This is a genomic window from Flectobacillus major DSM 103 (genome assembly GCF_000427405.1).
Lineage (GTDB): Bacteria > Bacteroidota > Bacteroidia > Cytophagales > Spirosomataceae > Flectobacillus > Flectobacillus major.
Genome location: NZ_KE386491.1, coordinates 1,195,444 through 1,222,257, shown reverse-complemented (window position 1 = coordinate 1,222,257; position 26,814 = coordinate 1,195,444). Strand labels below are relative to the sequence as shown.

At 37.8% G+C, this 26,814-nt stretch carries 20 protein-coding genes; 6 read left to right on the top strand and 14 right to left on the bottom strand.

Annotation, left to right across the window (positions count from 1 at the left end; translation table 11 throughout):
• Position 1 precedes the first annotated feature (1 nt).
• From FLEMA_RS0106900 to FLEMA_RS0106890, 3 genes are all read right to left on the bottom strand, one after another.
• Positions 2-931 (bottom strand): dihydrodipicolinate synthase family protein, encoded by a 930-nt coding sequence (locus FLEMA_RS0106900; protein WP_026994831.1) that lies wholly within the window; start codon positions 929-931, stop codon positions 2-4.
• Between the two features lie 111 nt (positions 932-1,042).
• Entirely contained in the window at positions 1,043-2,578 is a 1,536-nt protein-coding gene (nanU, locus tag FLEMA_RS0106895; RefSeq protein ID WP_044171030.1) for a SusD family outer membrane lipoprotein NanU, read from the bottom strand.
• An 18-nt stretch (positions 2,579-2,596) separates the two neighbouring features.
• Complete coding sequence (locus FLEMA_RS0106890; RefSeq protein WP_026994829.1) at positions 2,597-5,869, bottom strand: SusC/RagA family TonB-linked outer membrane protein; 3,273 nt, start codon at positions 5,867-5,869, stop codon at positions 2,597-2,599.
• Positions 5,870-6,223: 354 nt separating this feature from the next.
• Here FLEMA_RS0106890 and FLEMA_RS0106885 point away from each other — a divergent pair, with 354 nt between their 5' ends.
• Positions 6,224-6,931: a FadR/GntR family transcriptional regulator gene (locus tag FLEMA_RS0106885; RefSeq protein WP_044171028.1), complete on the top strand. Its 708-nt coding sequence runs from the start codon at positions 6,224-6,226 to the stop codon at positions 6,929-6,931.
• Positions 6,932-7,026: 95 nt separating this feature from the next.
• On the opposite strand, the gene FLEMA_RS0106880 is transcribed toward FLEMA_RS0106885, so the two are convergent.
• The 6 genes from FLEMA_RS0106880 to FLEMA_RS0106855 all read right to left on the bottom strand — a co-directional run bounded on the left by FLEMA_RS0106880 (position 7,027) and on the right by FLEMA_RS0106855 (position 16,317).
• Positions 7,027-8,022 carry a glycosyltransferase gene (locus FLEMA_RS0106880; protein WP_026994827.1) on the bottom strand — a complete coding sequence of 332 codons (996 nt, stop codon included), beginning with the start codon at positions 8,020-8,022 and terminating at the stop codon, positions 7,027-7,029.
• 100 nt (positions 8,023-8,122) lie between these two features.
• On the bottom strand, positions 8,123-10,186 hold the full coding sequence (locus FLEMA_RS75965; RefSeq protein ID WP_052353997.1) for a glycosyltransferase: 2,064 nt from the start codon (positions 10,184-10,186) through the stop codon (positions 8,123-8,125).
• Positions 10,187-10,197: 11 nt separating this feature from the next.
• Entirely contained in the window at positions 10,198-11,427 is a 1,230-nt protein-coding gene (locus tag FLEMA_RS0106870) for an ABC transporter ATP-binding protein (protein WP_026994826.1), read from the bottom strand.
• Positions 11,428-11,434: 7 nt separating this feature from the next.
• Positions 11,435-12,289 carry an ABC transporter permease gene (locus tag FLEMA_RS0106865; protein ID WP_026994825.1) on the bottom strand — a complete coding sequence of 285 codons (855 nt, stop codon included), beginning with the start codon at positions 12,287-12,289 and terminating at the stop codon, positions 11,435-11,437.
• Positions 12,290-12,678: 389 nt separating this feature from the next.
• Positions 12,679-13,986: a DUF4374 domain-containing protein gene (locus tag FLEMA_RS0106860; protein WP_026994824.1), complete on the bottom strand. Its 1,308-nt coding sequence runs from the start codon at positions 13,984-13,986 to the stop codon at positions 12,679-12,681.
• A 6-nt stretch (positions 13,987-13,992) separates the two neighbouring features.
• Complete coding sequence (locus FLEMA_RS0106855; protein WP_044171025.1) at positions 13,993-16,317, bottom strand: TonB-dependent receptor; 2,325 nt, start codon at positions 16,315-16,317, stop codon at positions 13,993-13,995.
• 97 nt (positions 16,318-16,414) lie between these two features.
• Between FLEMA_RS0106855 and FLEMA_RS76750 the strand changes: the two genes are divergently transcribed.
• The 4 genes from FLEMA_RS76750 (at position 16,415) to FLEMA_RS0106840 (ending at position 19,344) form a co-directional block, all read left to right on the top strand.
• Complete coding sequence (locus tag FLEMA_RS76750) at positions 16,415-16,714, top strand: hypothetical protein (RefSeq protein ID WP_144080051.1); 300 nt, start codon at positions 16,415-16,417, stop codon at positions 16,712-16,714.
• Between the two features lies 1 nt (position 16,715).
• Entirely contained in the window at positions 16,716-16,997 is a 282-nt protein-coding gene (locus tag FLEMA_RS0106850; protein ID WP_026994822.1) for a hypothetical protein, read from the top strand.
• A complete protein-coding gene (locus tag FLEMA_RS0106845; RefSeq protein WP_026994821.1) occupies positions 16,994-18,598 on the top strand; it encodes a PepSY-associated TM helix domain-containing protein in 1,605 nt (534 codons plus the stop codon). Before FLEMA_RS0106850 ends, FLEMA_RS0106845 begins: the two co-directional genes overlap by 4 nt.
• A 308-nt stretch (positions 18,599-18,906) precedes the next feature.
• A complete protein-coding gene (locus tag FLEMA_RS0106840) occupies positions 18,907-19,344 on the top strand; it encodes a Fur family transcriptional regulator (protein ID WP_310587206.1) in 438 nt (145 codons plus the stop codon).
• 111 nt (positions 19,345-19,455) lie between these two features.
• Here the strand turns inward: FLEMA_RS0106840 and FLEMA_RS0106835 are convergent, their stop codons facing one another.
• Positions 19,456-19,797 carry a winged helix-turn-helix transcriptional regulator gene (locus tag FLEMA_RS0106835; RefSeq protein ID WP_026994819.1) on the bottom strand — a complete coding sequence of 114 codons (342 nt, stop codon included), beginning with the start codon at positions 19,795-19,797 and terminating at the stop codon, positions 19,456-19,458.
• A 90-nt stretch (positions 19,798-19,887) separates the two neighbouring features.
• Between FLEMA_RS0106835 and FLEMA_RS0106830 the strand changes: the two genes are divergently transcribed.
• Positions 19,888-20,256 carry a DoxX family protein gene (locus tag FLEMA_RS0106830; RefSeq protein ID WP_044174426.1) on the top strand — a complete coding sequence of 123 codons (369 nt, stop codon included), beginning with the start codon at positions 19,888-19,890 and terminating at the stop codon, positions 20,254-20,256.
• Between the two features lie 239 nt (positions 20,257-20,495).
• Here FLEMA_RS0106830 and FLEMA_RS0106825 read toward each other — a convergent pair whose 3' ends face one another.
• From FLEMA_RS0106825 to FLEMA_RS0106805, 4 genes are all read right to left on the bottom strand, one after another.
• Positions 20,496-21,467 carry an aldo/keto reductase gene (locus tag FLEMA_RS0106825; RefSeq protein ID WP_026994817.1) on the bottom strand — a complete coding sequence of 324 codons (972 nt, stop codon included), beginning with the start codon at positions 21,465-21,467 and terminating at the stop codon, positions 20,496-20,498.
• A 99-nt stretch (positions 21,468-21,566) separates the two neighbouring features.
• Complete coding sequence (locus FLEMA_RS0106820; protein WP_052353996.1) at positions 21,567-22,571, bottom strand: LacI family DNA-binding transcriptional regulator; 1,005 nt, start codon at positions 22,569-22,571, stop codon at positions 21,567-21,569.
• Between the two features lie 254 nt (positions 22,572-22,825).
• The gene (locus FLEMA_RS75960; protein ID WP_026994815.1) at positions 22,826-23,314 is read right to left on the bottom strand and encodes a hypothetical protein; all 489 of its coding nucleotides are present in this window, start codon (positions 23,312-23,314) and stop codon (positions 22,826-22,828) included.
• A gap of 93 nt (positions 23,315-23,407) precedes the next feature.
• Entirely contained in the window at positions 23,408-26,788 is a 3,381-nt protein-coding gene (locus tag FLEMA_RS0106805; protein ID WP_159102658.1) for a PKD domain-containing protein, read from the bottom strand.
• Positions 26,789-26,814 lie beyond the last annotated feature (26 nt).

Here is a 26,814-nt window from a genome sequence, read left to right as displayed (position 1 = left end):
TTTAAGCGTGCATTTTTGAACAAAATACAGAGAAATTCAATGCTTCGACATCTTTCTTGAAAAGTTCGAATTGAGTATCTGTCATATTTCTAACGGGTAGTCTAAACGTTCCGCAGTCCAAGTCAACCAATTTCATATAGGCTTTTCCTGTTGCGATTCCTCCATATTTGCCCAACAAACGAATCACTTCGATAGATTGCATTTGTAAAGCTCTGGCTTTGGGTAAATCATTTTTTTCAAAAGCCTCTATCATATCATGGTATAAAGGCGCGGCATAATTGAAAGTACTTCCTACAGCACCCTTGGCTCCTAAACTCAAAGCTGCCAGCATATTTTCATCACGCCCCCAAAGCATATCATATTTCCTATTTTGAAATTCTAAACACGACTGATAATCCATGAAATCCTCGTGGGTATATTTGATTCCTGCAAAATTGGGCACTTTTCCATCTATGGCTTTCAACAAATCATACATGGCAAAGTTAACGCCAGTCAACACAGGAATATGATAATAGTAAAAAGGCATATCTGGCACTACAGAAGCCACTTCCAGACAAGCCTCAGCGAGCTTTTCTACAGAATTTGGTTTAAAATAAAATGGCGAGGTAAACGAAATAGCATACAAGCCTAATTCTTGAGCATATAGCGCTAGCTCTTTACAATCGGCAATACTTGTACCACCCAAAAAGAGCATTACTTTAAAATCTGGATCACCTACTGTTGCCTTTGCCCATGCCTGTGCAACCGCTCGTTTTTCGGTATGCGTCAACGAAACCCCTTCGCCCGTTGAGCCACAGATAAAGGCCCCTGTCACACCATTAGATTTGAGCAAATGGTAATATTCTTCAATCAATTCCAAATGCAAACTTCCATCTGAGTGCATAGGAGTAAAAGGAGCAGCAATAAGTCCTTGAAGATGAGCTATTTTCATATTATTATTTATTTTAGGGACAATAAATCAAAGGCTTAGAGGTACAAATTTTTACACTAAAATCTTCTTCACTTGTACCTCTTGCCTATATTTTAGTTTACTTAATTCAAATTAAAAGCTTGGATATCCTGCTGTTTGTACCAACGAACGGTTATTAGTCAGGGAATTACGGTCGATTGGCCATAGCACTTTGTAAGCTTCGTTGCTTGATAAAGTTGTATTGGCAAAAACATAACTATTGCCAAATCTACGAAGGTCGTACCAACGTTTTCCTTCAAAAATAAACTCAAACAAACGCTCATCTAATATAGCATTTTTAGGGTCTTTATCTCTGGCTTGATTCGGAAAGCCGTATTTGCTAGCCACATAATTAGCCCCAAAAGCTCTAGCACGAACCTGATTGATTTCGGTAGAAGGGTCTTGACCTAATAGTATTTTTGCCTCGGCAGTAAGCAATAGCAAATCAGCAAAACGATAAATCGGATAATCGTTGGTATATACACGTGAGCCTGCATTTTGCTCGCCTTGGAATTTATTGGTAAAACAACCTACCAACTCAAAACCTGTGCTACGCTTTTCAAAAGCTGGCTGAATTGAAGATAAGCGACGAGTATCGGCTTCATCAAACTTTTTGAATGTGGCAATACGCACAGGAGCACGTAATAAGCCACTCCAGTTATCGGTATTCACGTTGAACTGGCGAGAGCCATTCAAGTCATAAAAGTTTGCAATCAAACCTGTTTGCGGAACAAAGCTACTCGATACAAAACCCATACTTGCTTCATTCAATACATAGCGAATGGCAAAAATGATTTCGTTATTACCTTTATTATTTGAGGCAAAAACATTGCTAAAACTTGGTAACAGCGTAAGATTTGGGATATTGGTTCTGACTTCGTTCAAAGCATTCAATGCCGTTGTGGCATCGGCTACGCCACCACCTCGTTGACTATTCCATAATGATACTTCTGCTTTGAGCATCAATGATGCGGCTTTTGACCAATAGCCTTTGTTATTTCTGAAAGAATAATCACTACCAAAACTAGCAATAGATTTATCAATATCTGATTTTATCAAATCCATCACTGCCGATTCTGGAGAAGCCTCTTTCGCCAAGTTGGCAATATCAATAGACAACACTGGCTCTGTCTGAATCACTACGTTACCCCATGTACGATACAAATGAAAGTAGTAATAGGCACGCATACCGTAGGCTATTCCCAAGTAGTAATTCTTGTTGGTAGTACTTACGATATTGGTCGTATTTAACTTACTAATCAATAAATTTAACTGTACAATATTGGTATAAAATCCTCCAAAATTGCTTACACCTGAATTGTCTAAATCGAGGGTATGTTGCCACATTCTTTCTAAGCCTTGTGTGGCCTCACCCGTGAAGGTACTGGCGCTATTAGCCTCAGTACCAAATATATCCGAACGCATTTCGCCCAATGCTTGAATATTGGCATTATGACTTCTCAGTCTTGAATGAACTCCCGAAACAAAAGCGTCGAATTGGTCGGCTGTTTTCCAGTAATTGGCATCACTGATGCTACTGATAGGTGCTAGGTCGAGACTTGTATTACAAGCGGTCATTCCCAAACCTATCGCTATTCCTAAAAAGGTTATCTTAAATATCTTTTTCATAAATCGGTTTCTTTAATATTAAAATGACACTTGTACTCCCATCACAACAGTTCTTGGTGTTGGATACGTACCCGAATAGATTCCTCCCGAAGCTGGCTCTGGTGAAGGACCGCTAAACTTAGTGATATAGAAAAGATTATTGAAGTTGGCGTAAATACGAGCTTGTGAGAATAGTTTATTCACTATGGTACTTTTTGACAAATCATAAGAAAGCGTAATTTCACGACAAGCTAAGTAATCTCCTTTTTCATAAAATCTTGAATTGTTTCCATTCAAAACCGCTCCAGCGTTGTTAGCTCTTGTATAGTTTTTCTTTCCTGCTGGTGCACCAACTTGGTCGGCATAATACACTTTTGGAATATCAGTATCAGTATTGGTTGGTGACCAAGCATTTTTCTGCAATTCGAGATAGTTGAAAGTACCCTGATAGTTACCCAATGTACGAGCCACAAGGTCATTATAAATCGTATGCCCTAAAGCAAAATCAAATCTGGTAAAGAGCGAAAAGCGTTTGTAAGACAAGGTAGACGTAAATCCTCCAATGACATTCGGATTAACATTTCCCAAATACACTTGGTCGCGAGAGTCGATGATATTGTTGTTATCTACATCGAGCCAATTGACATCTCCTGGAGTGATTTTATTGGTCATCGTTGTCGATGGACCACCAATTCCTGCGACATTATCAACTCTATTACCTGCAATACGAGCTACTTCTTCATCATTTTTGAAAATAGAAACCTGTTTGTATCCATAAATAGCTCCCAATGGTTGTCCTTCTTGCAAACCTCCCACCCAAACAACTTTTCCTTGTGCAGGGTCATACACTTGCAATCCTCCTTGTCGATTATTTTCATTACCGTTGTATGGAAGTTGTAAAATTTTGTTGGCAACGAACGAAACATTACCACCAACATTCCAAACTAATCCATTTGGTTTTTGTAGAATTGTAGCATTTAAGGTTAATTCTAAACCTGTATTTTGGAAAGTGCCCAAATTGGTACGCACCGAGCTGTATCCCGTATAACTTGGTAGTGTTAAATTGGTTAACAAATCACTGGTACGACGGTCATAATAATCCACCATCAGACTGATACGATTTTTGAGTAAACCAACGTCTACCCCAACGTCCAAAGTAGTACTTTTCTCCCAGCGCAAGCCAGTGTTAATAATGCTTGTGCTCAAAAATCCCAAATTGGTATTATAATTTCCTTGAGAACCATAAACACCTTGTACCTCATAGTTTCCAATACCTGCCACGTTACCGTTTACTCCGTAACTAAATCTTGGTTTTACTGAACTCACGTAATCACTCAAACTACTATTTTTAAAAAACTCCTCTTTATGCAAATTCCAACCTGCCGACATTCCCGGAAAAATACCAAATCGATTATCCGAAGCCAAACTCGAAATACCATCTCTTCTTACAACAAAATTCAACAAATAGCGCTCATCAAAATCATAGTTTAAACGACCAAATTGTGAGAAAATACGATATTCATCTTTGTAAGAATAATTACTTCCAGCAGCAAAAGTGGTCGATGCATTAGCAGTTTCAATGTCATCAGTCGGTGCATTCTGACCTAGAACTTGCATTTCAAACGTTTTTTGTTTGAAATATTCCGTACCAATCATGGCAGTCAAATGATGTTTATCTCCCAGATTTTTCTGGTAATTCAAAATCGCATTGTATTGCTGCTGAAACGAACGCGAGAATAGCGACGATGAATTTCTGGTGGTATTGCTATACGACACAGGGTTGGTATATAAGTTTGTATAGTTTTGAGTAGCCAAACTAAATGAGTTGTTCAGCGACTCAAACAAATACGCATTACCTGATACCTTCAAGTACAAATCTTTGGTAATATCATACTTCGCCGAAGCATTAACTGTAATACGATTTACCTCATTTTCACGCTTTGTTTTCTGTAACCAATATAGCGGATTTCCATCTGTAACTCCATTGCCAGGGTTTGGCTGGGTTTTCAAAGAATCTAACCAAGGATTCATCGTTGGCCAAATGGCTAAACTTCTGTACAACGTATTCGCTTCAGAACTAAGCGTTCCGATTTGAGACGAAGTCGAAAACGTTGCTCCCGTCGAAATTTCTAAATTTGGTCTTACTTTGTAAGAGCCATTCAAATTCCCTGTGTAGCGCTTGTAGTCAGAACCAACAATTACTCCTTGTTCATTGTAATAATCAAAACTAGCAAAGTACTTTCCTTTATCATTGCCACCTTCTACGCTCAGGTAATGGTCTTGGGTATAGGTATTTCTAAAAATCAAATTCTCAATTTCACCACCATGGTCTTTATACAAAATCGAACCGCCGTAGGGGTCGTCCATCGATTGCCAACCTTGCGCTAGCAAACCAGCATTGGCAGGCGTATTGGCACGAATATCAAATAATCCTAAGTTGGCGGCGTCCGTCAATAGACCATACCCACGAGTGGCATTAACTTGAGCTAATGTTCTACCTGAGTTCAAATTTCCCAAACGATTGTAATAGATATAATCACGAGCATTCATGTACTTATATCCTTGTCGATTTTGGTTGTAACCCAAGGTAAACTTGTAATTCACTCTTGCAACACCTGCTTTTCCTTGTTTGGTTGTAATCAAAATTACCCCATTGTTGGCTCTTGCTCCATAAATGGCCGTTGAGGCAGCATCTTTCAATAGTTCCATCGATTCAATATCGTCTGGAGCAATGTCGTTGAGTGCTCTGATAACACCATCAACTACAACCAACGGCGCTCCTGGGCTATTGATTGAAGCGCCCCCACGCAACAAAATCGTAGGTGCTGCACCTGGCGTTCCCGAACGGTTGATGACTTGTAAGCCTGCCAAAGACCCTTGTAAAGCTGTTCCAAGGTTAGCTCTTGGGGCATTAGCGAGTATGTCTTTTTCAAGCTTTCCAATCGAACTCGTAATATTTCGTCTCGATTGTGTGCCATAACCTACTACCACGACTTCTCCTAACGACGTTACATCCGAACGCAACTGAATGCTCAAATTGGTTGCAGTTCCTATTTTGATTTCCTCCTTGATATATCCCACATAGCTAATCACCAAAATATCTCCCTCAGTTGCCGCAAGACTAAACTCGCCTTTTTCATTGGTACTAGCACCTTGTGTTTTTCCTTTTAAGAGAATCGAAACACCTGGTAAGGCCTCGCCATTTTCTAAGGCGGTAATTTTTCCGCTCACTTTTTTGCTTTGCCCCCATGAAACAAATGTCCATAGAATGCAAATCATGAGTAAACCCACTCGCTGATAAATGTTTTTCATAATATAGTTTAGTTAATGTATTATGTATGACATAACAAAGATATAGAATGACAAACTACTTTTCCAATTTTTTAGTAAAATTTTTATAAAATATTTTACTTTAGTAGTAAATACTTATTAAAATGAGCCCTTTAAGCTTATTTATAAGTATTTTTATAATTAACATGTAATACTTATATGACAAATTTGACTAATCATTTATCATAAATAGGGCGTTTATAGAAAACCATTAGCCTTCATGTTAGACAAAATAATAAAATACTCATTAAATGGCTTTAAAATAGAATTTTCAAACTTTTTGCTTTACAAATTCAATAGATTATACTACTTTTATAAAAATAAGTAATACATAATATGACAAATGAAGATTTTAGCGATAGCTTTATCGCTGTAGAGAATAGCTCATTAGTAGATAAAGTAGAAGCCAATTTGGTAGAATTACTCCAAAACCGAAAACTAAAAGTAGGCGATGTAATACCAAAAGAAGTGGAATTGGTAGAGCTTTTGGGCGTGAGTAGAACTGTCATTCGCGAAGCAATAGCTCGTTTACGTACTATGGGGCTTATAGAGTCTAAGAAGAAAAAAGGTTCGGTTATTACAAGCCCAGACATTGTAGGTATCATGAGCAAAAGCATGAATCCTTATATTCTGGATGAGGATACTTTGCGTGAAATTTTTGAACTACGTTTGGTCTTGGAAATTGGAATGGCTGATTTGATTTTTCAAAAAATTACACAAAAGGATATTGATGAGTTGAAGGAAATTGTCAAAAATGAACCTAGTTCGAGCGAGTCACATTTGTTCAATATCGAACACGAAATCAATTTTCACGGAAAACTTTATGAAATTACTGGCAACAAAACCCTCAAAAGTTTCCAGAAAATGTTACTCCCTATCTTTGATTACGTCCACAACAGCGGACTACTAAAAAAGGATTTGCCTCATCGGAAGTTTGTCTCACACAAAGGCTTAGTGGATATTCTCGAGAATGGTTCGCCAGAACTTTTCCGCAATGGCATGAGAAACCACCTAGAAAACCATTTTGCGAGACTTTTTGCCTAAATGGTATTTATATCAACTGCTTCTATGCTTAAAAGAAATAGTTTACCTCTTCGTTGGCAAATAAATTCGCCAGCTAAGAGGTAAAACTTCATTTATTATTTCACCTTATACCGCACCAAACCTTTTATTAATATTTTCACCAGATACTTCAATGTTTCTGTGTTTTGGTGCATCATAAAACTCTTAAAAGCATGATGTCGAGCGGCTTTAGGATTTTTGTAATCATGATAAATTTTATTAGAAACCTTAGCAAAATACTGTGCATAATTTTTCAGAGCATTCCTTTTGTACATCGCCCTTTTTTCCAGTGGCAAATACGGTTGGATTAAATCAATTACCTTGATAATATCCTTAATATCTTGTGACGACAAAAACGAACGACTTGTAATATTAGTAGTATGAATACGATACATTGCCAAATAATTGGGCGAATAAGCAAATTCATATTTCGATGCAATACGTACCCACATTTCCCAGTCTTCACCATAATGAACACCAAAAAAGCTCCCTAAATCTTCATAAACGGCTCTTTTTACCAAAATAGCAGGAGGCTGAATTCGCTGGCCCTGTGCAATTGTTTCTAACCAATTGGGTAAAATACCCCGCTGAGGCAAAAGCGGAGGTAAATGGTGTAAATATTTACCGCTGTTGTCCATATACCAATAATCGGTAAAAACAGCCGACGCTTGCGGAAAGCCTTTGATAAGGCTTGTTATTTCTTGATAAAAACCTTGTAAAACTTGGTCGTCGCCATGCAAAATATGTACCCACTCGCCTTTAGCACGATTGATACACGTTTCAAAGTTTCGCAAACTACCTACATTCCGAGCCTGTTGAAAAAATCTTACCTTGCCCCCACCCACTCGCTTTACCAAAGCTTCAACATCGCCATCGGTAGAATGGTCGTCGATAACTTCAATTTGTAGCATACCAAGGTCAAAATCCTGAGAAAGTACACTATTTAGCGTATTTTCGAGGTAATGGATACAATTGAAGGTTGGTATCATTACTGAAATAAATGGCCTGTTTTCTTGATGAAGTAAAGGCTCTATCTGAGGTGGTGTTTGTGGTGTTCTTTCAAGATTATTCATTTTACATGTGTTTCAGAGATTACTTAGATATATTTTTAGTGCCATAAGCAACACAACAAGCTCTTCATGGCAATTGATTAATACCCTTCTGCTCAATTACTTAGTGCTGTATTTGGTAATATTTGCCCCAATTATCTTTACCTATAGCAAGGGCTTCTTTTTCTTGGGAGCTTCTCAGCATACGTTCTTGTTGATTGAGTATATCTAATACCGTTTCGAGCATCGTTGCCGTATTTTTTGACACATTCGACTCGTGCATTCTGTAAGCCGCCACAATATTTTTGTGTCCCATACAAGGATAATCTCTGGCTATTTTTAGGTATATGTCATAATCTTCGCAAACTTTTAGGCGAAAATCAAAATGATAACGAAAAAACAAAGCTCGTCTAAACATCACTGTGCCACCCATTGCAATACAATTGCCCATCAACAAGGCCGTATAAATATCGGCTTGTTGAGGATTTGGCTTAGGGTGAGCGGTTATTTCTTTTGCTTCATCAACCAAATGATAACCTCCATATACAAATGCCGTTTGAGGGTATTGCTGTAGATAATATAAATTGATTTCGAGGGCGTTGGGATACAAAAAATCGTCGGCATCCAAAAACATCAAGGTATGCCCTTGGGCATAACTCACGCCAATATTTCGGGCTACTGCAACACCTACACGATAAGCATATACATATTTCACCCGACTAAATTCCTGACAAACAGCCTTGGTGTCGTCGGTAGAAGCATCGTCGACAACAATGATTTCGTAATTCTGATACGATTGTTCTTCTATACTTTTTATGGCATCTTTGAGGTATTGCCCTTGGTTATAGCAAGGAATAATTACCGATACCAGTGGATACTCAGGAAGCGTATCAAACTCTAAGGGTTTAAAGTTGTCTTGCTGGCTATAAGGTGGCGTATTTTGATGTTGTTCATAAAATTTTTTCCCAGAAAAGCAGCCTCGTATCTCGGTAAAAAGGTATTTATTTTGGTTGCCCCAATGCCCCTTAAACCATTCTTTGATTCTTTTTTTGTAATAAGTAGGTAAACTTTCTTGAATACGCTTGAGGTTGCCTTCGTGATGATATTTTTCATATTGCACCAAAATCGAGCTTACATTACCTCGCATATAGGCAAATATTTGCTTTTTGAGGTCGGCATTGCTTTCTCGGTGTTGGTGAAAGGCATACAAATGTGGAAAATACACGCAGTTCCAGCCTTCAGCCAAAATTTTATACCAAAATTCGGAATCGCCGCTACAACCCGATGCTCCTACGTCGAGACGTTCGTCAAAAAAGCCTACTAAATCAAAAATATCTTTGCGAAAAGCCATGTTAGCTCCTGCCCCAATGTCCCATACAGGCACGCCCTCGTCTACTCGTTCTTTGAAATAACGATGGTCAAATACCTGTGGAATATATCCTTTATTAAAACCCCAGTAGCGTTCAAAAATATATTGCGATTCGGTATTGAGTACATAGGGTATTACCAAACCCGTTACGGCCATGGTAGTTGGGGTATCAAAGCAGCTTCTAACTTTTGAAATCCAATCTTTGGGAATAATCACATCGTCGTCGGTATAGGCAATAATAGGCTTAGAGGCCGTTTTAGCACCTGTATTTCGGGCAATATCCAAGCCTTTGCGGGGCTCATGTACATATACTACCGTCGGGAATTTCTGGTATACCAGTTCTGCCGTTTGGCTGTCGGAAGGGGCATTATCAACTACTACAATCTCAAAATTATCATCGCCCGATGCAAGTAAACTTTCCAGACATGAGGCTAAGGCACGTGTTCTATTTCGGGTACAAATTACTACCGAAACAGCCTCGCCTGTAGCGGCTGGCGGTGTTATGGCTTTTAGAAATTGGGCGTTGGCTTTGGTCAATAGCCATGTAGGATTTTGGGAAAAAGCCTGAAGAATGGCCTCATAGTCTGAGTCATTTTCTATCACAAAATAGTAATAAATGGATTTGGCTATAGCTTTTAGCACTTGTATTTCCCAATCGCTAACCAACGCTGGAATATCTTTTTTTTGTAACCAAATATGCCCTAAAGGCACATTTTTGTACCAAAACACATAGTACCAACGCTTTCCCTCTGCAGGATTAGGTAACGTAAGTTTATTGGATAAATCAAAGTGGATAATTTTATACGCAGTATTGCCCATACAATTGAAAGCTAAGATTTGATGGTTATTTCAAATTGGGGTCTGATATATCCTTGAGGAATATCATTAAAAACATATTTTTGTCGTTGAGCAAGATTGATTGACAAACAGGCATCCATATCCCAGATTTTAACAAAAGATTCGTCAAAAAAATAGATAGAAAAATAATAAGAACCTGCACTCAAAATAGATTCGGGAAAATAGCAAGATAGTTGATAAAGGCGATTGTCGCATTGATGAGCTGGCGAGCTAATTTCTAAAATACACTCGCCCGAATAGCTAAAAACGAATATCTTCACTAAGATAGTAATCGATGGTTTTAAACACCAATAATCTATTTCAAAATATAATGCTGTATCATTATAAATAACCTCATTTTCAATGTTGGCAGGTATCAGCTCTATTTTCTTGATTCTGAGGCTTTCATTGCCTGGGGCATTGTCCTTTTCATAATATTTTTGTTGTAGATATTCTATTTTTTCGGCCCAAAGGTAGTTAGTAATTACCTTGTTGGCCGTACCTACATCTGCAACAGTACCTTTGTCTAAATACACCGCTTTGTTACACAAGCTTCTTAGCGACTGCATATCGTGGCTGATGAGCAAAATCGTTTTGCCCGTTTGCTGAGTCAGTTCACGCATTTTGGCCATACATTTTTTCTGAAAGTCAAAATCCCCAACCGATAGCACTTCGTCGACAATCAGGGTTTCGGCATCTAAATGAGCCGCCACAGCAAAGGCCAATCGTACGTACATTCCACTCGAATAGCGTTTTACGGGCATATCAATAAATGGCTCAACGCCCGAAAAAGCGACTATTTCATCCAATTTAGCCTGAATTTCTCTTTTTTTCATACCCAAAATTTGTCCATTCAAAAAGATATTCTCTTTGCCCGACAACTCGCCATTGAAGCCTGTTCCTATTTCTAACAAGCTTGATATTTTGCCATTGCCTCTAATAACGCCCGATGTGGGTAGTAATATCTTAGAAATAATTTTCATTAAGGTCGATTTACCAGAGCCATTTCGACCTATAATACCCATTACGTCGCCTTGTTCTACCTCGAATGACACATCTTGTAAAGCCCAAAAATACCCCTGAGGCAACATTTCTGTTGATTTTTTGTTACCTTTCCATTGGCCAAACCATGATAATATATCTTGTTTAATCGTTTTTGCCCCCAAAGTACCTAAGGGAAATTGCTTGGATACTTGCTCTAATTGTAATACTTTTTTTCCCATCTGATAGCTAGATAAAATCCATAATCTTACGTTCTCTTTTACTAAATAATATCAAGCCTACGCTCAGTACCAAAACAATCGAACCTGTGGTTATCCAAAAAAGTGGCAAGCCCCAAAGCACGGTCTGGTGATTATAAACAGCCCGAAAACTTTCGATAAGGGGTGCTAATGGGTTGAGTGAATATATGAGCTTGAAGTCGTCGGCGACTATCGAGCTAGGGTAAAATATGGGCGAGGCAAACATATAAAGCCTTAAAATAAAATGCACCAAATTTTCTAAATCTTTATACTTCGCCGTTAACACACTGATAATCAAACCCCAGCCTAGTGCATAGGCGGCTATTCCTATTAATAAAAAAGGTATTTTCCATAAATCATAGGCAAAACTAGCCACCTGCCCATCTAAATGAAAGTACAGCAAAATGGCTACAAAGAAGATGAGATTAATAGATAGGCGGAATGTTTGAGTAATAATATTACTTATCGGAATAAGTAATCGGGGAAAATATATTTTACCAAATATATGGGCGTTGGTTTTGAAGGTAAACATTCCTCCAAAAAGGCAATCTGAAAAATAGCCCCAAAGCATATTTCCCGACAAATAAAATAACAATGGCGGAGAGCCATCGGTAGAGATTTTGATGATATTGCCAAAAATAACCAAGTACACCAAAGTAGTAAGCAATGGCTGAAGGATTATCCAAAACCACCCCAAGACAGTTTGGTGCTGTGTACTAAGAATATCCCTTTTCACAAACCCCAAAATCAATTCCCAATTATCGAAAATTCCTTTCCAGTCTATATCAAACCATTTTTGGCGTGATGAAATTTCCCATTCCCATTCAGTATTGTTGTTGCTCATAAAATAAGTTAAGGTACGAATCAGCCATTCGTTACTTTATTGTCAAAAAAGTATCTCGACATTTGTACAAATAAAAGCTAATTATTGAGTCTATTATTTTATTTTAAACCTACAATTGGCTCAATTGTTTACTTATACAGAATGCTCGTAATAAAGATGTACATTTTTGAGGAGTAATACAACAAGCTCTATTTTTTTTCTGCTATTATCTCCTTTTTTATTCTATTTTAGCATATAAATTGGTATTCAGCACTAAAAACTTCAATCTAACAGATTTATCAAAAATACAAGCCGCTAAAATACAATTACTTAAAAATAAAAACCTCATTAATAGGCGATTTATTACCTATTGATGAGGTTGAATGACTGATTACAAAAATATTAGATGGTTATTTGCTGAGTTTAATTAACTCGGAAACAATGCCCCCATTAGATATACTTACCACTTTGGTGGCTTTGCCCGTAGATGGCGTATATTCATAATAACCCGACGTTTTGTCGGCTACTGAATTATATTGAAAATACAATTTTCCATCGTATTTGTAAGCATTAGGATACCCAAAGCCTGCCGTAAAAGGAATATCGGCAATAACATTTACAGTTTTGGCTTTGAGGTCTAGTTTTACCCAACGCTGATTGGGGCTATAAAAAATAGCATTGCGTAGTTCATAAAACTCAGTTTCGGTGATTTTGCCTTGGGCGTATTTTTGTACCAACTCCAAAATCCTAGCAGATTCGGACTGAGCCGAAATACATGAATAGGCAATACCGTTGGCATCGTAAATAGCTCCTAACATAAGTTGTACCAACAAATTTTGTTGACCGAGAGCATCTACAGGATTGAACGAATAGGTAGGGTCAAAGTCGGTTGAGCCTGCTGGTATTTTAAGAATCTGTGGGCGAGAATACTTGGCGGCATTTGGCCCCATTTGCCCATCTAAGCCATAAGAACCTTGAGTAAACACATAGATATTACCATCTTCGTCGATAATTGGAGCTTCGTTACCTCTCGAAATTGGATAGGTTGCATTGGTAAATGTAGTGGTTTTTTCCCACTGCTTGGTAGTGAGGTTTACGACTTCTACATAAATATCGGTGGCATCGTAATAGGCACTAGTTTTGTCGCTATCGGTCATTAGGGCAAGAAAAAGGCGGTTGTCTTGCTTTCGATATACCACATAGGCATAATAATTACGGATATTGGCAGCAATAGACTTTGCCTTGGACATATCTATTTCGCCCAGCTTTTCCATAGTAGTGGGGTTAAATAGCCCTACAAACTTGCTACCCCAAGTAGTATATACAGCCAAATTGTCGTTAATAATTTGTATATTATTAACAAAATCTAGCAAAGGTAAACTGGCCACTTCGGTCAACTGACCTGTTTTAGATACGGCTATTTTTGTGATGGTTTTATCGGCTTTTAACGACGAACCAAAGATAAAGTTTTTCCAACTTGCCCGAGAATAGAAATAATTATAGGTTGATTTGGTAGTCATATCGAACGACGTACTGCCAGGCAATACATCAAAAAAGCCAGCATAATATGAGTACCCATTGGTAGTTTCATTGACCGACGACACCAAATACCCACTCTCTTTATAAAGAGATTCTTCTTCTAGTGCTACCTCGCTTTTTTTGCATGAAGTAAAAACCATAGCCCCCATCAATAGGGCTAAGCATGTATATTTTTTCATAATGTATTATAATTTATTAATTTCAAAAATGCACTTTAAGTTAAAATTGATACCCGCTCGTGGTACAAGGAAGTTGTCGTATAATTCGGCATTAAAGATATTGTTGACATTGAATGCCAGCGTTAGTGCCTGTTTGGCAAAGCGGTATGAAGCCCCTAAGTCTACCCGTTGTTGGGTAGGTACAAACGAGTCGGGCGAAGTATTGATATTATCATTTTTGCCTATCAAGATATGATTGAAAGGAGCTACATATTGATAGAAAACATAGAGTCGTAGTTTGTCGTTGGGCTTGAGTAGGTTTTCTTTGAGCCACTCCAATTCGGTATTACCAAAAAGCGTAGGGTTATTAGGAAAAGTACTGCCCACTAGGAAGGCATTTCGGGGGTCTTTGATAGCTGAAAATGTTTTGCGAAGAGCTGTAAAATTGCTTCTCCAAGTCCACATTTTTTTAAAGCGAACACTTATGTCACCTTCTACCCCATAAGTATTTACTTGGTCAGCATTTTCGTAGCGTTTTACGATACCATTTCCCAAGAAAATAATATCGTATTGTTCACGCCAAAAACCATTGATATTGGTATTGATACGCCAATCGGTATCTAACTGCTTTGTAGCACTAATGCCAAGGTTGATATTATCGCTACTTTCGGGAAGAAGGTCGGTATTACGTACAATGTCGGCACCGTTACCTACAAATTGTTGAAATAACGGTATTAAATAACCTCTTTCATAAGAACCCCTCACAAATAGCTCGTCCGAAATCTCGTATTTCAAACCTGCATTCCAGCTCCAAAATCCACCTTGGGTATTTATAATCTCGAAAGTATTGTTTTCGGCACCTTTCAAAAAATAATCAAAACGTTTGGCAGCTACCGACAAGGTAAGGCGGTCGAGCCATTTGCCATCGTATTGTAAGCCCGCTATATTTTTGGTGAGGTACTGAGGAATGGCCAAATAATCTCTTTCCTCTTTGCCAAGCAGGTAGTCTTCGCCAGTAAGTTGCTGCCGTCCGTAAAGGTTTGAAAACAATAACTTATGAGCTGGATTGAGCTGGTAGGTTAGTACCAATCGGTTGATAAAATTATTGTAGTTGGTGGTATTGTTGCTTGCTCCTGTATACTCACCTTGGCTTCTTCGACCCACTACTTTACCACTCCAGCTATATACCTTAGAAGTAGTATCAACAAAGTCGAGAGCTTGATAACTATAGTTGGCAATAGTGCTAATATTGAACCTTTCGTTCATCAAAGCTTTGTTATATTTTACCGACAACGAATAATTGATAGCATCGTATTGGGCTTGACCAATGGCAGTAGTTGTAATTCTGGCCCCATTCTGAAGTTCTTTGTAGCCTGTAGAATAGTTGAGTGTAAACCTCAATTCATCTGCCCACTTTTTGCTATGAACGCCAAAATTGATACCCCCAAAGTACATCCGATAAGCATCATGAAAACGGGTTATGGTTTTCACTTTGTTTTCCTCATATACCAAGGCTTTCATGCTATAATCATTTTTTGAAAAATTATATGCCCCATTTACATTGATAAAAAAGTTGTTTTTGAGAGCATAACCTAATTCAAAATCAGCCAAATGGGTATGAAAAGAACCAATACTATACGATGCCCTTAGGTGCGACTGCTTAGGCTGGTCGGTAACAATATTGATAGCTCCACCCATGGCATCTGTACCTACATCGACAGGTAATACCCCTTTAAACACATCCATTCGTTTGATATTACTTAGCGGTAATGTCGACACATCAAAGTTGGGATACATAAATTCCATTGGCAGGCCATCAATATAAATTCGGATAGCGTTTCCTCGCATACCGTTGATAGATACGTCCGATTTTTCGCCCAAGCTACTCGAACGACGAATACGAACACCCGCAATTCTGTCGGCAATATCTGTTAGTAAAGTATTATGGGTAATAACGTCTTTGATATCTACACTTTTTATGGCAATAGCCTTTTGTTCTTGAACCCTCGATACCTTTTCTGAAGTAATTACTACCTCGTCTAGCTCCTTAGTGTCTTCTGCCAAAATGATATTTTTGGTAGTCGATATTCCTTCAATAACAATGCGTTCTTCGATGGTTTTGTGGCCAATCAGGCTTACTACTAGTACGTATTGCCCTGCAGGAATACGCTCTATTTTAAACTTGCCATCTTGGTTACTTACCGAGGCGTACTTTGTATTTTTTAAAGAAATACTTACAAAAGAAAGTTTTTCAGATTTAGTATTTTCTATTGTTCCTATCAAAGTATGATTTTGTCCATGAATCCTACAGACGTACAATAGCCCTATTAGTAGTAAAAAATATTTCATCATTTTGTGCTTCTGATTAAGATTTTGAGATAATTGGCACAAAAGTAAAATATTATTTGTAACTAGTCTAAATAAATATAATATTTGTAAAAAAATAATTATGAGCAGTATATATCTTTCAGCCATTAGTGTAGTCTTGTACTATTCTAAGTCCAAGTATTTTCCAGTACCCTATCATTCCTTTTTTAATCATATTCCGAAGGTTTTGTCGGGGGTATTTTTTGCATTAGCTATCTATTTTAATTATGCCGAATGGGGATTCGTGATAGGGCAATTACTCAACGCCTTGGTATTTCCTTTTTTGTGCTGTTTGATTCCTTTCTTGATGCACCTTTCATCAAGGTATTTTGTCGCTTTTCTCGTTGTGATTCATGTATTATTTATCATTTCATTTATTTAAGATGCCAGCAAAAAAGGAGTATTTAAGTTCGTCAGGGCAGCGTGCTGTCAAAATCACAGCGGCTATTCTAGGCGGTTATTTGGTTTCGGCTAGTTTTCATCTTTTGCTTAGTGTTGTTACTCACCAGCAAGAAATCGTAATGCTTACCTCTACTATCTCGTTGTTTTTGGTATGGATAGGTTTGATGCTTCTTAGTTTTTTGGCACGAAATGGCTGGAAAATACTTGGTATTTACCTTGGAATAACCTTTTTATTTTCAATACTAATCTATTTATTCAAATGAAGCTAAAAGGATTGGGCAATCGAGCCTACAACATATTTTTTCATACACATACAGTATCGGGTATAGTGATTAGTGCTTTGCTGTATGTGATTTTTTTGGCAGGAGCGTTCACGATTTTTAGAGACGAGTTTTATTTATGGGAAAATCCTTCCCTCCGATACCAAACCAGTACGCCCATCAATATAGAAGCAATTTTGCAATCGGTAAAAAAAGCCAAACCTACTTTTGACATCGACGACGATATTACCCTACAATTGCCTACTCAGGAAACGTACACGATTAGGCTTTTTGGGCATTTGGCTGCTAAAGGTGGCCAAGAACAACATTTTCATGTAACGATTAATCCCTTTTCGGGAGCAATAGAAGATATTCCTAGCTCAACGATTGGCGAAACGCTCTACAGGCTTCATTTTCTTGACCAAATACCTATAGTAGGTAGGTATATAGCTGGACTGGTGGCTTTGTTTTTTATGTTTGCTAGTATTACAGGACTGCTAATTCATTGGCGAAATATTTTCACCAAGTTTTGGGGCTTTACCCTGCGAGGTTCTCTAAAGCAACTTTGGACTAACGCCCATACGGTTTTTGGTTTATTGGGTTTCCCTTTTCAACTAATGTATGCCGTAACAGGTACATTTTATATGTTGACGATATTGGTATTGTTACCTGCCGTAATGGTATTGTATGGTGGCGACCAAGAAAAAGTATTTGCCATTGTCAATCCTATTCAAACTATTTCGGCCGATAAAAATTCACCTAAAATAAACCATGTCGACAAAATCAACACAACTTTTAGCAGCACACTAGCTTCTTTCAAAAACTATCAACCGCTTTACCTCACATTCAAGCATCTAGGACGAGATGATGCCAGTATGAGTTTTACGATGAAAGACACCGATAAAACGGCTTTTAACAGCCATGCTTGGCTTGGGTATCGACTAAAAAATGGAGAAAATATTTTAAAAATTATTCCTAACCAAAACAAAACTTACGCCCAGTCGGTAGTGGAAGGTATACATACGCTACATTTTGCTACGTATGGGGGTTTGGTGGCAAAAACGGTGTATTTTTTAATGGCTCTATTTACATGTTTTGTGATTATTAGTGGCATATTGCTCTGGAAAGAAGCCCGAAAAAACAAAAATTATACGCCCCAACAAAAGTATTTTCATCATCGGGTTACGATGTACTATTTGGCTATTTGCCTGAGTTTATTACCTGCGATTGCAGTACTTTTTTGTGCAGAGCTTCTTGTACCAGCCAACAATCATAAGTTTTGGGTAGATAGCGTTTTCTTTGGATCGTGGCTTATATTAGGAACAACAGGCTTACTAGTAGCCAAAGAAGAAACCAAGATGACCCATTGGTATCTTGGTATAGGTGGAATATTGGCTTTGGCTGTACCGTTGGTAAATGGAATGGTCACCAAACAATGGTTTTGGGTGTCTTTTCAGCAACAAGCCTATTCTATTTTTGCAACGGATATTTTTTGGTTGTTGCTTGGGCTTTTTATGTTAACCTTGGCTATTCCTTATTTTTTCAAGCCTTTACCCAACCTAAAAACACCCATAACGCCCGAAAAAATTAGCGAAATTTTATAGAAATGCCGCATTATCTATAATAATTCTAAATAACTTGTTTATTATTTAGAATTAGTCTAAATTTGTATAATATTATTCATCCACAAAGTGAATAGTACTAGCTATTGAGAACATCCTTATTTTTTAGCACAGAGAATAGCATACGTTGAATTAAGTAAGATTGCCTTTAGCTAATTACTTATTTAAGTTATAAGCAAACTTTGCACTCTTACTTAATTACAATCAATAGCCAAAAATAAAGTAGTATTATACCATACAGACGCATTATAATGATGGAGCAATCTAGTTTCCAGCTTGTTAAAAAACAGTTGACACAATATTTAGAAATAAAAGGACTACGCAAAACAAACGAACGTTTTACCATTTTAGAAGAAATTTATAATCGTGATGACCATTTTGAGGCTGAAGAGTTATTTTTTTCGATAAAATCAAAAAACTTTCACGTTAGTAGAGCCACGATTTATAATACACTCGACATACTGGTTGAGTGTCAACTAATTAAGAAGCATCAATTTGGCAACAAAATATCATCGAGATACGAAAAGGCTTATGGTCGCCGCCAACACGACCACCTGGTATGTATTGAATGCCAGTTAGTTACCGAGTTTTGTGACCCACGAATTCAGGTAATCCAAAATCTGATAAATGACACATTTCAGTGCGAAGTACTTTATCACTCTTTAACATTTTATAGCAAATGCTTAAAAGAGAATTGTATTCACCGTAAAAATGAGGAGAAGAAATAAGCCCAAAGGCATAAATACTAAATGGGTACAACATAAGCTGAAGTCTTGACAGTTAAAAATTACCCAAAAATACCATACCCCTTTGGCTGCCCATACCTTGACTTAATACTATTACCCAATAATCTGTCGGCGGTGTTGGAGGCCCCATTCCTGCAAAGCCAAAATAACACTTTGAAGCGATTCTGAATATTCGGTAGTAGTATATTCTACTACCACGGGCGATTCGTCGTGAACAGTTCTTTTGATGAGTTGATGTTCTTCCAAATCCTTCAACTCCTTGGCTAATACTTTCGATGTCAACCTCGGAATACTTCGCTCGATGAGCCTAAATCGGTTATTGCCCGACCCAATCGAAATCAGAATAAGTAATTTCCACTTGCCACTAATTACGTCGAGTGCATCTTGCACAGGAATCAACGCCGAAGCACATTCTTTGTGGTTTCTTTTTTGCATAGTACGCTTTTCTATTGCTTACCTTTAGGTAACTGCTATATTATGGAAAGCAAATATAATTACATTTGTAGTAAACAAATCAACATATTTATGAAAAAAGACAAGATTATTTATTGGGTTACTACAGCCATTATTGGGCTAATGATGTTTTTTAGTGTATTTGCGTATTTTACCGACCCACAAGTAGCAGCAGGGTTTAAGCACCTAGGATTTGCTGATTATTTTCGGGTAGAGCTCGGAATTGCCAAAGCCCTCGGAGCATTCGCTTTGCTTATTCCTCAAGTACCCCTCAGGGTCAAAGAATGGGCTTATGCAGGCTTTGGAATTACTTTTATTTCGGCTAGTATTGCCCATTTCCAAAGTGGCGATGCTTCGTCGGCGGTTGTTACACCATTGGTTTTATTGGTGATTTTGATTGTATCCAATATTTACTTACACAAAACCAAAGCTACAGCTTAGGTATATAACAAATAGTGAGTTAGCTATGATTTGTACCGAGAACTTGACAATTTCGGGATTAGCTGTATTATTCATCCAATACGGCTAATATTTTATCTCAAATATCTAGCATCCCATTGTCAAAAGCCTTTGCACAATTCTAATACTAACTCACTCATTTGTTGTATTTCTTCAAAAAGTACAACACACATCTACAGCGTACTATTTGAAAACGCACTATTATATCTATACGCAAAAAACTACTGACTCCATTCAGTAGGCTGCCTGTCCCAACGGTGAGTTTTGAGGGTTTTAATCAGTTGATCCGAAAGCGTTTGCCCATCGCTAGTACCCATATTAGAAATTACATTCTTGATTTTACGCATTCCAGGTATAGTAGTGGCAATATCGCGATTAGCCAAAATAAAGCGTAGAGCCATTTCGGCCATAGTCATATTGGCAGGAATCAAAGGACGCAAAGCATCGGCATGGTCAACACTACTGTGGAGGTTTTCTGGCACAAAATACGTTGAACGCCAGTCATCGGCAGGAAAAACCGTTTCCTTCGTTAATGTGCCTGTTAATGTACCTTCATCAAAAGGCACACGAGCAATAACACCAATATTTTTTTCACGACACAGCGGCAACAAATTATCTTCGGGCGACTGGTCAAAAATATTATAAATTACCTGAACGGCATCTATCAAATCGGTCTTGAGTGTTTCCAAACAATTGTCTGGCTCCCAGCGGTTTACACTAACACCCCATGAACGCACCTTCCCTTCTTTAGTGAGTTTGGTAATGGTTTCTTTCCATTCGTCTTGATTAGCCCAAGCGTCTTCCCAAACATGAAACTGTTGTAAATCAATGGTTTCGACACCCAAATTTTTCAAGCTTTTTTCGGTATATTCAATAATATAGTTGGAAGGAAAAACCTCCTCTAAACTAAAATGGGGTTTTGACGGCCAAGTACGATTTTTGGGTGGAATTTTAGTAGCTACATACAGCCTACGTTCTTGGTGTCGTTTAAGTACCTTATTCAAAATCTCTTCACTAAGGCCATCGCCATACGCCCAAGCAGTATCAAAAAAGTTACAACCCAATTCGATAGCCTTATCTAGGGCTTCGTTGATTTCTTTTTCTTCCGAGCCAGTCCAGCCAGCCATTCCCCACATACCGTAGCCAATTTCGCTAACATCCCAGCCTGTTCTTCCAAATTTTCTATAATTCATGGTCTTTATTGTTTTTGATTTCTCATCAAATTTGACGCATTTTATGATAGTATCAACGGCAATAGGTCTAGTTTATTTACGAAAACGATTTCGTTATTGCTATCCTTGAGTAGATTCACGCTCAATAATTTCTGACCTTAGCACAATTACTTCATTGGTAAGCCCTTGGGGTTTATCTATTTGCTTAAATAATGTTGAGGCTGCGGTTTCGCCCATTTGAAAGGCTGGGTGCTTGATAGTAGTAAGCGTAGGCGTTAAGACGGTAGCCAAAGGAAAATCACAAAACGACAAAACCTTTAGTTGTTGAGGAATACTAATTTGTTGTTTTTTACAAACTTGATACAAAGGCGTAACCAGTTCTTCGGCCGAAACAATAAGGCCATCGAATCTGCCCTGCTGCAGAGCCGAAGTAATTGATATATTGTCGACATTGGAATCACAATAAATAAGCTGCGAAGGTAACAACTGTATTTGAGTATCTGCCAAAGCCTGCCTAAAGCCCTCCATACGCTGATGGCTATGTCCTTGATGATGCCGATGTAGCAAATAGGCAATTTTCTGACACCCTTTATTGAGCAAATGTTGTGTAGCATGATAGCCCAATTCAAAATCGTTGGTCACTACTTTCGAGGCAATAATAGAATAGGGGGTTCTGTCAAAAAAAACCGTTGGAATACCTTTTTCCATCAGCTTTTCGACATGCCCAAAGGCATTGGTTTCGAGTGCCAGTGACATCAATATGCCATCTACCCTACCACTCTGAAATTCATTGAGGATAATCTGTTCTTTCGCAAAGCTTTCATTAGACAAATAAATTAACACATGATACCCTTTTTTCCGAGCCACCGATTCAATACCCTTTATAACGGCAGCAAAAAAGCTATTGCCTACTTCAGGAATGACAACCCCTATTGTTTTACTTTTTTTACTTCTAAGACTACTAGCATAAGGATTGGGCGAATAGCCGTATTGTTGTGCAAAAGCCAATATCCGTTCCTTGGTTTCCTGACTAATTTCGTAGCTATCGTTGAGGGCCTTCGACACCGTACTGGTCGAAACACCTAAGGCTTTGGCAATGGTTTGTATATTAATTTTAGACTTCAAAGCATTAATATTTGTATTTTTCTCGTGAATATACCGAAGTTATTATCAAACAAAGCCTTCTGAAAGCAAGCATTTCTTTTGATACCCCATAAAATAACTTCGATAACCCAACAATCATTCAAATATTCCTTTTTTTCTATGCTTTGGAGCAAATACTAATGAATATTTCAGGGGGTAAAATCCCCCCCTGAATACTAAAAACAAACCATATTTATAATAATCAGCAATAGCAATACGAAGCTTACTTTTAGTATTTATTCAGCTATTCTAAAGGAAACGCCAAAATTAAATGTACCAAAACCTGAATTATAACCGCTTGCATTAATAAGGCCAAAACGTACTCCAGCATGAGCTCCTATTTTATCATTAAATAAATATGACCCACCAATTAAGCCTGTGCCAAATATTTCAGCTCCAGTTTCAAGAAACTTTCCTAATGTTGCTCCTACATAAACACTTGCGTTTTCGGGTAAATTTAAGGCTTGGCCAAAATGGTATTCGCCTCTAGCAAATAAGCCCCAACTAGAGCTGAAATCTGATGAATAATACTCTAATTGAGGCCCTACAGCAATATTGTCGGCTACCCCAAATCTGGCGTTCGCAGTAAAGAGTGTACCATATTTTGGAGGTTGAATACCTAAATCAAACAGCTTGACACCTTTTGTAACATACTGTGCATTAGCTTGTTTACCTGCAATAGAGAGAAATACAACGATTGCGATTTTGATAATATTTTTTTTCATAATAAAAGAATTTGTTTGGTAATAATTGAGGAACTATTAGTTTTTTATCTTTATATTCCCAGTCAACTCCGTTTGGTTACTGTAAGCTAAAGACTATTCGTACTTTCTCATGAGATTAATATATCCAATAGGCATTTTTTCGGGAGGTTTTCCATAAAGCTCAAGCTCGACCTCATACACATAAATACCATTGGGGGCTGGATTTCCGAGGTAATATCCGTCCCATCCATAGGCAGTAATATTGGGCAAGAAATTTTCATTTTTAAAAACGACTTCCCCCCATTTATTTCTAATAATTAAAGATTTGATTATTTTTATTCCTGTACCAAAAATGGTATATCTGTCGCCGATGCCATCATTATTAGGCGTAAATACCTCTGGAAAGAAAACCTTACAAGAATCTACAACAAACGTAACAGCAGAAGTAGAATCCTGACAGACACCATTGAGGGAAGCCTGAAGATATGCCTCGTAATGTCCTGCCGTAAAATTTATCTCTGGCGACTCAGCTTCAGAAGACCGACCATCACTAAATCGCCAAGAGTAAGTATTTGCATTAAGCGACTTATTGATAAAACGTATAGTTGCTGGCGAACAGGCGATAGAATCACTCACTAGCTCAAAACTAGCTTTTACCTTGGGGCTTATATAAATTCGTTTAACAATATCATTTTTGCACCTTGTTCTGTAGTCAATTAATGACATTATAACCGTTTTGTCTCCTCCAGAGGTATATTGATGTTTTGGCGAAAAATTAATAGAATCAATAGACGAGTTATCTCCAAAATTCCACTTAGCCGAATATAGATTAATATCACTCAAATTATTAAATACAACAGGTGCCCCTACACACATTAGCCTAGGAACATTGAAGTCGCCCTTAGGTATGTCTCTGGTTTTGATTTGCCTTTGTACAGAATCATACCCGCACTGCGTATAAGCAATCAGTGTTATGGTAAAAGTTTGGTTGGGTTGTAAAAAGATATGCTTAGGATTGCTTGCCATCACTGGCCCTGTACCATCGCCAAATTTCCATACCCATTTATCAGGAATTGGCTTTGTGCTATCCAAAAACAAAATGGTATCGTTTGGACAAACAATACTTTGGCTCATAGAGAATAATGGAATTACAGTATTGGGGTATACTTTTATAGCAACGGTATCTTGGCTAACAGCACAATCATTTTTAACAGATAATTTTACAACATAAGTTTTGATAGTGTCTGTTGCCGCAAACAAATGTCTCAATGTATCGGCGATGGAATGCTCTACTTTACCATCTCCCCAATCCCAAGATATATCGCTATTATTTCCTTTTGAGCGGTTCGAAAATAAAATATTGGCGGGAGAACAGCGTACTACAGTAGAATCTACCCCTATCTTGGCAATAGGAATCGGTTTTAGGGTTATTTCTTTTTCGGTATTTATAGTACCACAAGTATTTGAAGCCTTGAAAATAACTTTATATTTTTTTGGCGACGAACTTTGATTGGTAAATGTTTGTATTGTTGGCTGAAACAAGGAGCTAGTATTGCCATTGCCAAAGTCCCAATCATAATTAACATCGCTATTGGCGATTCCTGAAGGAGTAAACACAATATCCAGAGGCCCACAACCTTCTGCTACATTTGTAGAAAAATCAGCACTACTGGGCGGTGCTACTACCCTAAATTGCTTAGTAAGCTCGTCTTTACAAGTACCAGAAGTAACTTCAAATACTACAGTATTGACTCCTGACACAATATTGGAAAGGTTGGGGGTTGGGTCGGTTGAAATCATAACTCCATTTAAAAACCACCGATACGTGTTTGTACCTGTTGACAAATTCGCAACTGTTATTGGTTGCCCTAGGCATGTACCATTTATGGAAAAATCAGCCTTGGCACTGCCAATGGTAACTACAGCTTTTTTTTCGAAAGAACAACCATTTTCAGTAACCTTATATACCATTTGAAGATTTGAGCTGATACCTCCTGTTAAAAAAAGAGTATCATTTTTTATAGTACAACTAGGACAACTTGCTGTAGACCATACGCCTGTTATGGGTGTGCCTTTCAATACGACAAATGGTTGGCCTTGACATACACTAACATCTTGCGTTGTAATATTTACACCTACAACAGTAACCTTGGCTTGGTCTGAACTAGCACAGGATCCACTACCATTGGTATAGGTAAGAAGATAAGTACCCACTGTTGAAGGAGAAAATTGGTTTCTATTAACTATAAATTGTCCTGCCCAAGCCCCCGTTTGAACATTCGTGGTTAGTGCCAATACTGGCGAGCCAGCACACACGGTGGTATCACGAAAAGATAGAATTCTTGCTACTTGAGGTGCCGACACATAAAAGGTATCGCGTACCACTTGTTGTCCACACATATTACTCAATGTTCCTACCACAACATTAGGAGTATTAGACAGAGGAATATCTATCTCCTCATTTTCTCTAATAGGGTTTCCATTAAGTGTATAAGTGGCTCCTGTAATAAAATTAGGAATTTTGTACTTGATAGGAGTACAAACGTCGGGCTGTTGAGTTATAGATAGATTAGGAGAGTCAACCACCCTGTGTACACATACTAAGGGTTGAGATTCGCCACAATCATTAATGGCTTTTAGGCTAATACTATAATTTTTGGTTTCTTTAAGTTGGATCTTGATTATTGGAGAATTTCGATTTGTATTGTCAAGAAAAGTGTATGTTCCACCTGTTATTTCCCAAAAATACCGAGATTCATCTATTGACACAGTACCGTCTAATGTTAAAATACCGCCATTAGACAAACAAACTACTGTATCTTGATTTGATACGGTATAGCCAGTAGTCTTGTAGTTGGCAACTGGGAATTTCTTGACAGGAATACTTATGTCTGCTGAGCTAGAACCACATAAATTAGAATTTACAGTAAGTTTTACTTTATAGGGAGAACTATTTACATTAGCAGCACTAATTATTGGTTGAAAACTTGTACTGGTTTGACCATTTCCTAAATCCCACAGATAGGTAATATCACTTGAGTTGGCAGGACAAGAGTTGTTTTGAAGGTTAATGGGCTTACCTTCGCAGGCATCTTGCAATAATCCAATTGCCGCTGTTGGTTTTTTATTAAAAGTTAATGTTTGTCCTTTATCCGTATTGATACAGTTGGGTGTAACAAAAATTTTAAACGGTTTGGTATCGACAAAACATGATTTTAAAAAACTTTTAAGATTATAGGTATGGGGTTTTTCGAGATTGGTAGGCATTGTAAAGCTTTCTATGGTTCCATCTCCCCAATCCACTTCAAACTTTGTCACGGTACACGATGTTGGTAATTTAATATTGATTTTAACATCATATAATGTATCTGTTGGCGAAATACATATTAGACCCGTACAGCCATCTTTTCCACAAATTTCAAAATCTGCTCTATTTTGTCCTTTAAGTAACATTGGTACAAATAGAAGTATCAAAACCAAAATTATATTTTTCATAGCTAGTAACATATAGATTGTGAGCG